Here is a 13774-nt window from a genome sequence, read left to right on the forward strand (position 1 = left end):
AGGATGTCGATTCGGGCCGCCGTGCCGGCTGTTTCGCCCCCGTCGCCCGGACGGCCGGCCGCGGCCGGCGTAGGCCACACCGACGGTTTGGCGAGAAGCCGTCAACGGCCGCGCGGCCCGCCTCGACTATTCGTCGAAGGGGGCGCGATGGTGAACCCCTATCTTTTCCCCCTATCGGGGGGATGTGACGGGGGTTACTCCACCGGCCCGGCGGGAATCGGCGATCTGGCGGCGCCGTTACCGTTGGCTCGCGTGAGATCGGCAGAGGTGGCGCCGGACGCCACCCGCCGGCTATAAATCGATTGGCAGAAAGGAACGTGTTCCTATGCCGCCGCCCACCAGGCAGCCACCGCCTGAGCCCGACCGCTGGATCCGTGGTTTTCATCGCGCGCCGGACGGCGCCCGTCAGCTGGTGTGCTTTCCGCACGCCGGCGGGGGCGCCAGTTACTTCTTCGCCGCGTCACGGGCGCTGGCGAACGCGCGGCCGCCCGTCCAGGTGCTGGCGGCGCAGTATCCCGGCCGCCACGACCGCCGCCACGAGCCGGCCTTCGAGCGGGTCGACGCGCTCGCCGACGCCACGGTGGCCGCGCTGCTCGCCGGCGGCTGGCTCGACCCGGCCCGGCCGCCCGCCCTGTTCGGCCACAGCATGGGCGCGGTCGTCGCCTTCGAGGTCGCGCGGCGACTGGAGCGGGACGCCGGCCTCGTCGCGGCCGGCCTGTTCGTCTCCGGCCGGCGCGCGCCGTCGACCCGGCGGGCCGAGCGAACCCACCTGCTCGACGACCGGGGCCTGGTGGACGAGCTGCGCAGGCTCAGCGGGACCGAGGGGGACCTGCTCGACGACGACGAGATCGTCGCCATGATCCTGCCGGCGGTGCGCGGCGACTACCGGGCCATCGAGACCTACCAGGCAGACCCCAGTGCGCGGGTGAACGCGCCGGTCACCGCCCTGGTCGGGACCGACGACCCGCTGACCACGATCCAGGAGGCGGCGGCCTGGCGGGAGCACACGACCGCCGAGTTCGGGCTCCACGTGCTGCCGGGCGGCCACTTCTACCTCAACAGCCAGCTCTCAGCGGTCCTCGACATCGTCGCCGGCGCCGGCGTAGCGGTCTCCGCGCGACGCGACCATCGGGTATGACCGGGCCGGCTGGCCGCGGCACCACCGCGTCCCTCGTCGGCGGCCACGTTTTGTCAACCCTAGAAAACCCTTACTCGCCGCGCCCGCGGGTGGGGGGTCCGACCCCGGAACGCGGCAGGCCGCGGCCGCGGGCTGGCCGAGCCGCCGTCGCGGCGAACGGGCCTGGTCGGCTGGATCCTGCCTGGTCAGACGGCCGCGCCACGGGCTCGGGACCGCTGCGTGAGGCCGGGCCTGCCTCGTGCTGCTGTGGCCGGCATCACAGATGGACCGGTATCGGCGTCGATAGCGCTCTGGCTAGCCTCTGCGCCGTGGGGGTGAATGGATACGGCGCCCAGCGCGCCAGGCAGCCAGAACGGCTGTCTGGGCTCTTTGGGCCTGCCCAGGCGATGCCGCGGGGATACCCGGCGGCCGTGCGCGTTCGCACGCCCGCCCCGGGGGGCGAGCCGCGCGCGCGTTTCCTCACCACTCGGCGGCACATCGACCTGCTGCGGGTCGCGAGCGCCTCCTGTCCCGCCGGCCTCCGCTGATTTCTGATCACGGCGGTGCGTTCCGCCCGCTGAAATTCGGCGTGGGCTGCATGAAAACCCCGGCGCCCTCATCCGCGCGATGAACGGGCCGGGCTGGGTCACGGTCGAAAACTGAGGACCGGTCCCCTTGGCCCGTTGTCCCGGCCCGTGCGCCGGAGGGTATTCGGGCGCGTCATTCCTGCCAGGTCCCGACCGTCGGGCCGGTGCCGCGCCGTGTTTTCCTCGTTGATTTCTCAACGAATGCTTCTCCATTCACGCGCCTCCTGACCCAGTCGCGTGCCGCTCTTCGAGCGCGGTGGAGAAGGCGCAGTGTCCTGGACATCTTCCCGCGCCGGGTTTCGGCCGGCGATTTTTTGTGGAGTACTGATGCGTTCTAGACCTGTCCTGGCCGGTGCGGCCGCGTTGGCGGCCACGGCCGCGATGCTGCTCGCCGCGTGCGGCTCCGGGGGGAGCTCGGCGGCGGCGCCCGCCAGCCAGCCCCGCTCGGGGGGCAACCTCACCTACGCGCTCGACGTCGAGCCGCAGTGCTTCGACGCGGCGGTCAGCCCGCAGGACGTCACCGGGGAGGTGGATCGCAACATCCTCGACTCGCTGGTCTCCGAGGACACCAAGGGCACCTTCCACCCCTGGCTGGCCAAGTCCTGGGACGTCTCCAAGGACCTGACGACCTACACCTTCCACCTGCGCGGCGGGGTGAAGTTCACCGACGGCACGGTGTTCGACGCGAACGCGGTCAAGGTCAACTTCGACCGGATCGTGGCGCCTACGACCAAGTCGCAGTACGCCTCCAACCTGCTCGGCCCGTACACCGGCACCAAGGTCATCGACCCCAGCACCGTCCAGGTCAGCTTCTCCAAGCCGTTCGCGCCGTTCCTGCAGGTGGCGGCGACGGCCTACCTCGGCTTCTACTCGCCTACCGCGATCAGGAACCACCCCGAGGGCTTCTGCGTCGGCGGCCCGTCCGCCGTCGGGACCGGCCCGTTCACCTTCACCAGCGCCACCAAGGGCCAGAGCATCCTGCTCAGCCGTAACCCGGCCTACAACTGGGGCCCGGCCGACAGCACCCACACCGGGCCGGCCTACCTGGACAAGGTGACCTACCGGATCCTGACCGAGGCGGCGACCCGGATCGGCTCGCTGACCAGCGGCCAGGTCGACGGCATCCAGTCCGTCCCGCCGTCGAACGTGGCCAGCCTGGCCTCGATCAAGTCGATCAACGTCTACAAGAAGGACGACCCGGGCGGCGTCTACAACCTCTACCTGAACGTCACCCGGCCGATCCTGTCCGACCAGCGGGTGCGCCAGGCCATCCAGCGCGGGATCGACATCGACCAGAACGTCAAGACGGTCTACTTCGGCCAGTACAGCCGTGCCTGGAGCCCGATCTCCCCGGCCACGCCCAGCTACGACGCGAAGCTCGAGGGCAGCTGGCCGTATGACCCGGCGCTGGCCAACAAGCTGCTCGACGAGGCCGGCTGGACCGGGCGGGACTCCGCCGGCTACCGGACCAAGGACGGCCAGCGGCTCACCGTGGTCTGGCCCTCGACGCCCTCGGCCAGCAACCGTGACTCCCGTGACGTGCTGGCCCAGGCGATCGTCGCCGACCTGAAGAAGATCGGCATCGAGATCTCCCGCCCGAGCTTCGACGTCACCACGTACCTCACCAAGGCCTACGCGAGCGAGTTCGACGTCCTCGACACGTCCTGGGCCCGCTTCGACCCCGACGTCCTGCGCCTGTTCTTCAACAGCGCGAGCCGTGGCTCGAACGGCCAGAACGGGGCCTTCCTGGCCGACGACCAGGTCGACCAGTGGACGAACGCCGGCGCGCAGACCCTGGACCCCACGGTGCGTAACGACGTCTACGCGAAGACCCAGCAGCGGGTCATCCAGCTCGCCGCGGACGTGCCGGTCTACGTCCCGCGGTCGCTGTTCGCCACCCAGTCCAGCGTGCAGGACCTGGCGTTCTCGCCGAACGCCTGGCCGGAGTTCTACGGAACCTGGCTGTCCAAGTGACCACTGGCACGGTCGAACGGATCGAAGCCCCGGCCGGCGGCGCCCTCTGGCGCCGCCGGCTGTGGCCGGTCGTGGCCCGCCGGCTGCTCGGGGCGGCCGCGGTCGTCTACGGCGCGGCCACCGTCGCGTTCGTCGCCCTGCAGCTCATCCCCGGCGACGCGGTGACGATCATGATCGGGTTCAACAACGCGGTCTCGCCGCAGGTCCGGGCCCAGATCCAACACGACCTCGGGCTGAACCACCCGGTGATCGTCCAGTACTTCCAGTACCTCGGGCACCTCGCCCACGGTGACCTCGGCACCTCCTACCAGCTGAACCAGTCGGTGGCCTCGCTGATCGGCGCGCAGTTCTGGCCGACGTTCCAGCTGATGCTGGCGGCGGTGGGCGTCGCCGTACTGCTGGCTCTGATCTCGGCGCTCGGCACCGCCAGCCGCCGGGGCGGCCTGCGCGCGGTCGTCGACGTCGTCGAGCTGGTGCTCGTCTCCACCCCGACGTTCTGGCTCGGCATCCTGCTGCTGACCGCGTTCTCGTTCCGGCTGCGGCTGTTCCCGGTGGCCGGCGCGCAGAGCGCGGCCTCGCTCGTCCTGCCGGCCCTGACACTCGCCCTCCCGATCGCCGGCGTGCTGGCCCAGGTGCTGCGGGAGGGCCTGGAGACGGCGCTGGGACAGCCGTTCGTGATCACCGCACGGTCCCGGGGGCTGCGGCGCTCGGCCGTGCGGCTGCGCCACGCGCTGCGCCACGCGGCGGCGCCGCTGGTGACCCTGGTCGGCTGGCTGAGCGGGAGCCTGCTGGGCAACGCGGTCCTGGTCGAGTCCGTCTTCGGCCGGCCGGGGATCGGCGCGCTGACCCTGGAGGCCGTCCAGAACAAGGACATGCCCGTGGTCATGGGCGTCGTGTTCGTCTCCGCGGTGGCGTTCGTCGTCATCTCCACCCTGGTCGACCTGCTCTACCTGCTGATCGACCCACGACTGCGGACGGGGTGAGGCCGTGACAGCGGTGGAGCGCTCCCTGGCGGAACTCGCGCCGCGGCCGGGACCAGCGGCGCTGGGCCGGCGGCGCGGCCGGGACCGGGACGTGCCCGGCCTGGCCTTCGCGGCGTCGGCGGCCTTCCTGGTCCTGATCGCGCTGCTGATGATCGCGCCGGGGCTGTTCGCCGGCCACTCGCCGACCGCGACCGACCCGGTCAACGCGCTGCGCGGGCCGAGCGGCACCCACTGGTTCGGGACGGACGCGCTGGGCCGCGACGTCTTCGCCCGGGTCGTCTACGGCGCGCGGCCCTCACTGATCGTCGGCTTCGGTGCCACGGTCTTCGCGGTCGTGGGCGCGACGGCCCTCGGCCTGACGGCCGGGATCGGGGGCCCGGCCCTGGACCAGGTGCTCATGCGGGTGGCCGACGTCCTGCTCGCCCTGCCGCCGCTGCTGCTCGCCCTGCTGGCGGTGGCGGTGCTGGGCCACGGCCAGGTCAACGTGATGGTGGCGGTCGCGATCGCGTTCGTGCCCGGCTACGCCCGGGTGGTGCGGGCCGAGACGCTGGTCGTGCGCCGCTCCGGCTATGTCGAGGCGGCCGTGGGCCTTGGGCTGCCCCGCTGGCGGCTGGTCGGGCGCCACGTCCTGCCGAACACGCTGGGCCCGCTGCTCGTGCTGGCCACGGTGGGCTTCGGCTCGGCCCTGATCTACGCCTCCAGCCTGAGCTTCCTCGGCCTCGGCGCGCAGCCCCCCTCCTCCGAGTGGGGCCTGGCGCTGTCCACCGGCCGCAACTACTTCTCCGTGGCCTGGTGGGTCGCGGTCTTCCCCGGGCTGGCGGCGACCCTGACCGTGATCGCCCTCAACGTGACCGGCCGGCGCGCGCGAGCGCGGTTCACCCGCCGGCCGCAGGGAGGTGACCTGGCATGACCGGCCGACCACTGGTGACCGAGCCCGAGGCCGCGCCGGCCGGGACCGTCCTCGGCGAGACGCTGCTGGAGGTCGACGGCCTGGACGTGACCTTCCGGACTCCGGCCGGCCCGGTCCGCGCCGCCCGCGACGTCTCCTTCAGCGTCCGGCGCGGCGAGTGCCTGGCCATCGTGGGGGAGTCCGGGTCGGGCAAGAGCGTCACCCTGCGCGCCCTGGTCGGGCTGACCGGCGGGTCGGCCGTCCTCGGCGCCCGCACGCTCTCCTTCGACGGGGAGGACCTCAGCGGCGCCGGCGAGGCGCGCTGGCGGTCGGTGCGCGGCCGGCGGATCGGCCTGGTCCTGCAGGACGCGCTGGTCTCGCTCGACCCGCTGAGGACCGTCGGCGCCGAGGTCGCCGAGACGCCCCGGGTGCACCGGCTCCTCGACCGGCGAGCGGTGCCCGAGCGGGTGCGCTCGCTGCTGGCGGCCGTCGGCATCGACGACCCCGACCGGCGCGCGCGCCAGTACTCCCACCAGCTCTCCGGCGGGCTGCGGCAGCGCGCACTCATCGCGTCGGCGATCTCGGCCGATCCCGAGCTGCTGCTGGCCGACGAGCCGACCACCGCGCTGGACGTCACGGTCCAGGCGCGGGTGCTCGACCTGCTGGGCGGCTTCCGCGCCGACGGCACGGCGATCGTCCTGGTCAGCCACGACCTGGCCGTCGTCGCGGGGCTGGCCGACCAGGTCGCCGTCATGTACGGCGGCCGGATCGTCGAACACGGGCCGACCGCCGCCGTGCTCGGCCGCCCGCGCCACCCGTACACGCGCGCCCTGCTGGCCGCCGTGCCGGTCGGCCGTCCCCGCGGCAGTCGGCTGTCGGCCCCGGCATCGGTCGCGCCCGGACCGCCCGCCTCGCCGGACGCCTGCCCGTACGCCGCCCGCTGCCCGCTCGCCGACGACCGCTGCCGCACCAAGCTCCCGCCGCTGTCGGGGCCCGCCGTGGCCGCCGGTCCGTCAGCCGCCGGGTCGTCAGCCCCAGGCTCGGCGGTCCCGGTCGAAGCCGGTCACGAGACGCTCTGCTGGTACCCGGGCCGGGTCCCGGCCGCGCTCGCCGAGCCTGTCGTCCCGGTGCCGTCGGCCCGCGAGCCGGACCGTTCCGGCCGGCCGCTGGTCGAGGTGGCCTCGATCAGCAAAGGGTTCCGTGACCCCGGCGGCGAGCGTCGGCTGGCGGTGGACGACGTGTCGTTCACGCTCAGCCCGGGGGAGGCACTGGGAGTCGTCGGCGAGTCCGGATCGGGCAAGACGACGGTCGCGCGCATCGTCCTGGGCCTGGTGGAGCCGGACGCAGGCTCGGTCCGGCTCGACGGCGAGGCGTGGAGCGGGCGGCCCGAGGCCGAACGGCGGCCGCGGCGCCGACGGGTCCAGGCCGTCTACCAGGACCCGTTCGGCTCCTTCGACCCCCGGTACACCGTCGAGAAGATCATCGGTGAGGCGGTGGCGACGGCCGGCGTGCCACGCGGCCCGGCCCGCCGCGAGCGGGTCGCCGAGCTGCTGGCCGCCGTCGGGCTGCCCGACGACCTGGCCGGGCGGCGGCCGCTGGAGCTCTCCGGCGGCCAGCGCCAGCGGGTGGCGATCGCGCGGGCGCTGGCCCCGTCCCCCGACATCCTCGTCTGCGACGAACCCGTGTCCGCCCTGGACGTCTCGGTACAGGCGCAGATCCTGGACCTGCTCCTCGGGCTGCGGCACGACACCGGGGTGGCCCTGCTCTTCATCTCCCACGACCTCGGCGTCGTGCATCACGTGAGCGACCGGTTGCTGGTCATGAAGGACGGCCGGGTCGTCGAGTCCGGCCCCACCGAACGGATCTTCGCCAGGCCCGAGCATCCCTACACCCGGGAGCTTCTCGCCGCCGTGCCGCGCCCGCCGCGGGCGGACGAGGCGGCGGGAACGGCCGGCCGCTGACCACGGCTGACCGGGCTCCGGCGCCGGGGCGGCGGTCGACGACGTTCCGGAGTCCGGTCGGCGACCGGGTCGGCGCGGCTAGTGTCAACGGAACGAAAACCACTCCCCGTCCGCGCGCGGTCGCGCAGGCGGAGGAGCCGAAGCGCCCAGATGAGGTCTGACGATGAACTTCGGTGGCTGTCGCCGTCGCCCCTGACGTGTGAACTGTCGGCGACAACGGAGTGGGAAGCCATGCGTGAGATCAGGACTGTCCGTGCACCTCGCTCGTCCGGGCCGCGGACGGGGGAGGCCGCCGCGCTCATCGAGCGCGTGGGCCCCATCGCCGAGCTGGACCGGATGCTGGCCGCCTGTTTCGCCTACCAGGGGGGCGCCGCCTTCGTCAGCGGCGCGGTCGGCTGCGGAAAGACCGAGCTGCTGAACGCGTTCCTGGGCCGGGCCGGCCAGGCGGGCGCCACGGTGCTGACGGCCTCGGCGTCGGCGCAGGACTCCGCGCCGGGCTCGGTCCTGCGGGCGCTGGCCGCTGGCCTGGGCGAGCAGGTCACCGGGCCGGCGGAACCGGCCTGGAACCGGCCAGACCCGGGCCGCTCGGCGCCCGAGACGCCACGGGAGCTGGGCGAGCGCCTGCTGGCCGCCGCCCTGCGCCGGCCCCTGGTCATCGGGGTGGACGACGTCCAGCACGCCGACGAGATCTCGCTGCGCGGCCTGCTCCAGCTCGGCGCGCGGGCCCGCTCGTCGCGGCTGCTGATGGTGGTCACCGGGCCCGAGGCGCCGCCGGGCGCCCCGAGCCGGATCGCCCGGTGGCGCGCCGACCTGACCCGGGCGACGAGCACCGTCGAGGTACCGGTCGCGCCGCTGACCCGGATGGGGATCCTCGAGGCGCTGACCCGCCAGCTCGGCTTCGGCCCCGCGCGGGCGCTCTCGGCCTGCTTCGCGCGCCTCAGCGGCGGCAACCCGCTGCTGGTACGCGCCCTCGCCGAGGACTACCTGGTGGAGGACCTCCGCCTCGCCGGGCCCCACGGCGGCGACCCGGACGTCCAGGACGGCGCGGCGGACCCGAGTGCCCCGCGGTCCTTCGACCCTCCCGGCCATGGAGCGTTCGGCCGCGCCGTGCTGACCTGCCTGCACCGCGCGGACGACCGCCTGCTCGCCACCGCCCGCGGCGCGGCCGTCCTGGAGACCGCCGGCTCGCCCGCGCTGTTCGCCGGCCTGCTGGAGATCGGCCTGACCGAGACGGGCGCGGCCCTCGACACGTTGGCCTCGGCCGGGGTCATGGTCGGCGGTGGCTTCCGGCATCCGGTCGCGCGGGCGGCCGTCCTGGCCGACCTGCCGCTGGACGAGGCCGTCGTCCTGCACCGCCGGGCGGCCCGGCTGCTACGCCGGTCCGGGGCCGCCCCCCGGCAGGTCGCCGCGCATCTGGTCGCGGCGGGGGAGGCTGACGAGTCCTGGTCGGTCGACCTGCTGCGCCGCGCGGCCACCGACTCGGCCGACGACGACGTCGCGTTCGCGGTCGAGTGCCTGCGGCTGGCCGAGCGGGCCAGCGCCGACGGGCGCGAGCGCCTGTCGATCCTGATCCAGCAGAGCCGGGTCGAGTGCCGGGTCAACCCGGGCGGGGCGATCCGCCGGCTGCCCCGGCTGACCCGGGCGATCGAGGCGGGGGAGGTCAGCGACCGCGACCTGGTCCCGCTGGTGCGGGCACTGGCCTGGCACGGCCGGGTCGACGAGGCGGCGGCGGCGCTGCGGCGCCTCGACCGCGACGACGTGGACCTCGACGAGCGCGGCCACACGGAGCTGGCGGTGGCCAGGAACTGGCTGCGCTACTCCCATCCGGGCCTGCTGGTGGCGGCCGGGACGGTTCGGGCCGGCCACGGGCCCCGGCCGGCGGACCCCCACCCGACCCGCGCGGCCCAGGCCGTCGTCCTGCTGGGCACGGTCCTCGCGGCCGGCCCCGACGAGGCGACCGTGCCCGTCGCCGACGCGCTGCTGCGGGAGATCCCGCCGGCCGACGAGACGATCTGCCCGCTGGAGAGCGCCCTGGTCAGCCTGGTCTGCGCGGACCGGGCCGACCTGGCGGCGGCGCACTGCGACCGGCTGATCGGGGAGGCGGACCGGCGCGGCTTCCCGACCTGGCGCGGGCTGCTGGCCGGGCCGCGGGCCGAGATCGCGCTGCGCCAGGGCGACCTGGCGGCCGCCGAGCGCTTCGCCCGGTCCGCGCTGGACCTGATCCCGGCCTGGAGCTGGGGAGTGGGCATCGGCCTCCCGCTGTCCGTCCTGCTGCGGGTCGGCGCCAGGACCGGGACCGACCCGGCCGGCGCGCGCGCGATCCCCGTCCCGGACGAGATGTTCCAGACCCGCTACGGGCTGAGCTACCTGTACGCCCGGGGCCAGCGCCATGCCGCCGTCGGACAGCCGCACGCTGCCCTGGACGACCTGCTCACCTGCGGGCGCCTCATGGTGCGCTGGGGTCTCGACCTGCCGGCCTTCCTGCCCTGGCGGCTCGACGCCGCCGCGGTGCTCACCGAGCTCGGCCGGCTGGCCCAGGCCCGCGACCTGCTGACCGAGAACCGGGGCCGCCCGTCGGCGACCAGCCCGCGGGTCCGGGGCCTGGCACTGCGGGTGGAGGCGTCGCTGGTCGAGCGCCAGCGCCGGTCGGGGCTGCTGCGTGAGTCGGTCCGGCTGCTCGGCGTGGCGGGGGACCGGCTGGAGCTGGCCCGGGCGCGGGAGGACCTCGACGCGCTCGACCGGGCCGCGGGCTCGCCCCGCCGCGGCAGCACCGGCCGGCCCGGGCTGGCCGCGCCACCCGTCGGCGCGGCACGCGAGCCGGGTTCCGCGCGCCTCTCGTGGCCGGCGCCCGAGCCGGCGGCCCCCACCGGCCCGGCCTTCGTTCTCACGGTGGAGGGCGACAGCCAGGCCGGCGGCGGTGAGCTCAGCACAGCCGAGCTCCAGGTCGCCTCCCTGGCCGCGACCGGCCATTCGAACCGGGAGATCGCCCGGCGGCTCTACATCACCGTCAGCACGGTCGAGCAGCACCTGACCCGGACCTACCGCAAGCTGCGGATCCGCGGCCGGGCAGAGCTGCCGGTCTTCCTGGGCGTCTAGCGCCGTCGTCCACCGGCCGGGCGCCAGCCGTGCGCCCGGCCGGTGTGTGTTCCAGGCGGCCGTGGTGACTTTCCCGGCATAAGACCACTAAATCGACTAACTTTGTAGAGAAAGCCAACGGAGGAGGGCAGCATCCGATGACGACGGCCCCGGCGAGCCGGAACCCGGCCCGGTCGCCCTGGCGCCCGGCCGAGGAGCCCCGCGGCCGCGGGCGCAGCGCCGCTGGCCCGTGCGCCGGGGCCCGGCTGGCCCCGCCGCGGACCTCGCACGTCCCGGCCCGCGACCGGCGCCTGACCGGCGATCTGCCCGACCGGGGTGAGGCACTGGCCCGGCTGTTGGCCGCCTTCGCGGACAGCCAGGCCGGCCGCGGCAGCGTCGTCGTCATCTCCGGCGGCCCTGGCTCGGGCCGTTCCACGGTTCTGGCGGCGCTGCTGGAGCGGGCCGGCGGGACGGGCGCGACCGTCCTCACGGCCTGCGGCTCGGCGGCCGCCGTCGGGCCGCCCGGGGACGCTCTGCGTCAGCTCTCGCGGGACGCCACGCGGGCGGCGGCGCTGGCCCGAGCCGGCAAGGACGCGACCGGGCGGCCAGTAGTGGCCGGCCTGGCCGAGGCCCCGCCGCTGCCCGCGCTGGTCGAGGCGCTCGGCGCCCGGATCCGCGCGCTCGCGGCCGCCGCGCCGGTGGTCGTCGCGGTCGACGACGTCCACCGCGCCGACGAGGCGTCGCTGCGCGGCCTTTCCCTGCTCGTGAGCCGGCTGGCCACCGACCGGGTGCTGCTGGTCGCGACGGTGCTGGACGGCGCGGTGACCGAGCCGTCCCGCGCCGGCTGGCACACCGACCTGCTGCGCCATCCGCGCTACCGCCAGGTCTGGCTGCCCGGGTTGTCCCCGGCCGGGGTGGCGACCGTCCTCACCCGCCGCCTAGGCCCGGCCGCCGCGGCGGCCGCCCCCGGCTGGTGGGCGTTCAGCGCCGGCAACCCCACCCTGCTGCGGGCGCTGCTCGACGACGCCCGCGCCGCCCCGAGCCCGACCGGGGCACCGGAGGCGAACGGCGCGGCCGTCGGCCCCGAGCCGGGGCCCAGATACGTCGAGGCGGTCGCGCGCCTGGTGCACGCGGCCGGTGGCGAGGCGCTGGCCGTGGCGCGGGCCGTCGCGGTGCTCGGCGCGTCAGGAGCCTCGGCCGGCCTGGCCCACCAGGTGCTCGCGGACCGCGCAGGAGCGGGCGCCGACCGCCGCGAGGCCGCGCTCGGCGCCCTCGCCAGGGCCGGCCTGATGGACCGCGACGGCTTCCGGCACCCGGCGGTCCGCGCGGCCGTGCTGGCGGACATCCCGGCCTCCGCGCGCCGCGAGCTGCACCGGCGGGCCGCCGAGGTCCGGTACCTCGCCGGCGCGTCGGCCGACGAGATCGCGGTGCACCTGGTCGCCGCCGGCTGGGCCGGGGAGCGCTGGTGCCTCGACGTGCTGCGCCGCGCGATCGAGTCGGCCCTGCGTGCCGACGACGTCGCCGGTGCCCTGGCCGCGCTGGATCTGGCCGATGTCACCACGACGGCGTCGCGGGAGGCCGACGCGGACGACCAGCGCGCGGAGTTCACCCTGCTGCGCCTGCGGGTGGCCTGCCGGGATGACGGCGCCGAGGTGATCGACCGGCTGGACCCGCTGCTGCGCGCCCTGCTGGCCGGCCGGCTGGGCGGCGCGCACGCCGTGACGCTGGCCCGGCTGCTGATGTGGTTCGGCCGGGAGGCGGACGCCGAGCGCGCGTTGGCCGAGCTGGAACGCCGCCGTGACCGGCTCGACCCGCGCTCGGCGCTCGGCCTGGAGCTCATCCACGACTATCTGCCGGTCAACCACCCGCGGCTCGCCGTGGCCAGCGGCTCGGCCCGGATGACCCGCCGGACCGCCGCCGGCGTGGCCGACGGCCAGACGGCCGCCGCGGTCGACGCCCTGCGCCTGGCTCTGCGGGGCGAGGCCGACGACGAGACGGTGCGGTCGGCCCAGCAGGTGCTCCAGGCGACGCTGCTCGACGACCAGTCCGTCGGGTCGGTCGAGTGGGCGGTGCTGGCCCTGGCCTACGCCGGGCAGCTGGAGCTGGCCGTCTCCTGGGCCGACCGCTACCTGGCCGAGGCCACCCGGCGGGGCAGCCGGGCCTGGCAGGCGCTGATGGCGGGGGTCCGGGCGGAGATCGCCGTCCACCAGGGCGACATCCGCGCCGCCGGCGAGAACGCCCGACTGGCGCTGACCGTCGTCCCAGCCTGGTCGTGGGGCGTCGGCATCGGGCGCCCGCTGTCGGCACTGCTGATGGCCGCCGCGGCCAGCGGCGCGCCGCTGGACGACGCCGACGTGCCGGCGGTGCCCGAGGCCATGTTCCGGTCCCGGTTCGGTCCCCAGTTCCTGCGCGGCCGCGCGAGCCTGCACGCGGCCCGGGGCCGCCTGCCGGCCGCGCTCGATGACCTGATGACGGCCGGGCGCCTGCTGGTCGAGTGGAACATCGACCAGCCCGGGTTCGTGCCATGGCGGGTGGACGCCGCGCACGTGCTGGTCCGGCTCGGCCGCGTCGACGAGGCGCGGGCGCTGGCCGAGCAGCATCTCGCCCGCACGCACGGGGGCCGGCTGCGCGGGATCGGGCTGCGGGCGCTGGCGGCCACCCTGGAACCGCCACGGCGGCTGCCGGTGCTGCTCGCGGCGGTGGACCTGCTCGGCGCCCACAGCGACCGGCTCGAGCTGGCCGGAGCGCTGGCCGACCTGAGTGAGGCGTACCTGGTGGCCGACCGGTCGGCCCGCGCCCGCGCGGTCGCGCGGCGGGCGATGCTGCTGGCCGGCGAGCTGGGGGCCGAGCCCCTGCGGTCACGGCTGGCCGGCGCGTACGACTGGGAGGACGGCTCGGTGCCGCCCCGGTCCGGCCCGGAGGCCGGCCGCGGCCCCGAGACGACGCCGGATCTGACGCCGCCGCGTGACCCCGGCGCCACGCCGTCGACGCGCGCCGGGCTGGCCGCGTTGTCCCCGGCTGAGCACCGGGTGGCCACGCTGGCCGCCAGCGGGCGAACCAATCGGGAGATCGCCGCCAGCCTGTTCGTCACCGTCGGCACTGTCGAGCAGCACCTGACCCGGGTCTACCGCAAGCTCGGCGTCCGGGGCCGCGCCGACCTGCGCGCCCGCGCGTCCGCCTGAGCCCGC

8 protein-coding genes are annotated in these 13774 nt (G+C 75.5%); all 8 read left to right on the forward strand.

Annotated elements, in window-relative coordinates:
- Window positions 1-412 precede the first annotated feature (412 nt).
- The 8 genes from FRAEUI1C_RS15405 to FRAEUI1C_RS15435 all read left to right on the forward strand — a co-directional run bounded on the left by FRAEUI1C_RS15405 (window position 413) and on the right by FRAEUI1C_RS15435 (window position 13768).
- Window positions 413-1138 carry a thioesterase II family protein gene (locus FRAEUI1C_RS15405; protein ID WP_232425439.1) on the forward strand — a complete coding sequence of 242 codons (726 nt, stop codon included), beginning with the start codon at window positions 413-415 and terminating at the stop codon, window positions 1136-1138.
- Between the two features lie 386 nt (window positions 1139-1524).
- Entirely contained in the window at window positions 1525-1665 is a 141-nt protein-coding gene (locus tag FRAEUI1C_RS41900) for a putative leader peptide (RefSeq protein ID WP_368411221.1), read from the forward strand.
- Between the two features lie 366 nt (window positions 1666-2031).
- Window positions 2032-3678 carry an ABC transporter substrate-binding protein gene (locus FRAEUI1C_RS15410; protein ID WP_013424235.1) on the forward strand — a complete coding sequence of 549 codons (1647 nt, stop codon included), beginning with the start codon at window positions 2032-2034 and terminating at the stop codon, window positions 3676-3678.
- Complete coding sequence (locus FRAEUI1C_RS15415) at window positions 3675-4661, forward strand: ABC transporter permease (RefSeq protein WP_013424236.1); 987 nt, start codon at window positions 3675-3677, stop codon at window positions 4659-4661. Before FRAEUI1C_RS15410 ends, FRAEUI1C_RS15415 begins: the two co-directional genes overlap by 4 nt.
- Before the next feature lie 13 nt (window positions 4662-4674).
- On the forward strand, window positions 4675-5571 hold the full coding sequence (locus FRAEUI1C_RS15420; RefSeq protein ID WP_013424237.1) for an ABC transporter permease: 897 nt from the start codon (window positions 4675-4677) through the stop codon (window positions 5569-5571).
- Window positions 5568-7511, forward strand: a complete 1944-nt coding sequence (locus FRAEUI1C_RS15425) for a dipeptide ABC transporter ATP-binding protein (RefSeq protein ID WP_013424238.1) — start codon at window positions 5568-5570, stop codon at window positions 7509-7511. Before FRAEUI1C_RS15420 ends, FRAEUI1C_RS15425 begins: the two co-directional genes overlap by 4 nt.
- A gap of 309 nt (window positions 7512-7820) precedes the next feature.
- Window positions 7821-10607 carry a helix-turn-helix transcriptional regulator gene (locus FRAEUI1C_RS41650; RefSeq protein ID WP_041259367.1) on the forward strand — a complete coding sequence of 929 codons (2787 nt, stop codon included), beginning with the start codon at window positions 7821-7823 and terminating at the stop codon, window positions 10605-10607.
- 137 nt (window positions 10608-10744) lie between these two features.
- Complete coding sequence (locus tag FRAEUI1C_RS15435) at window positions 10745-13768, forward strand: helix-turn-helix transcriptional regulator (RefSeq protein ID WP_013424240.1); 3024 nt, start codon at window positions 10745-10747, stop codon at window positions 13766-13768.
- Window positions 13769-13774 lie beyond the last annotated feature (6 nt).

Source organism: Pseudofrankia inefficax, from assembly GCF_000166135.1.
In the GTDB taxonomy this organism is placed as follows: Bacteria; Actinomycetota; Actinomycetes; order Frankiales; family Frankiaceae; genus Pseudofrankia; species Pseudofrankia inefficax.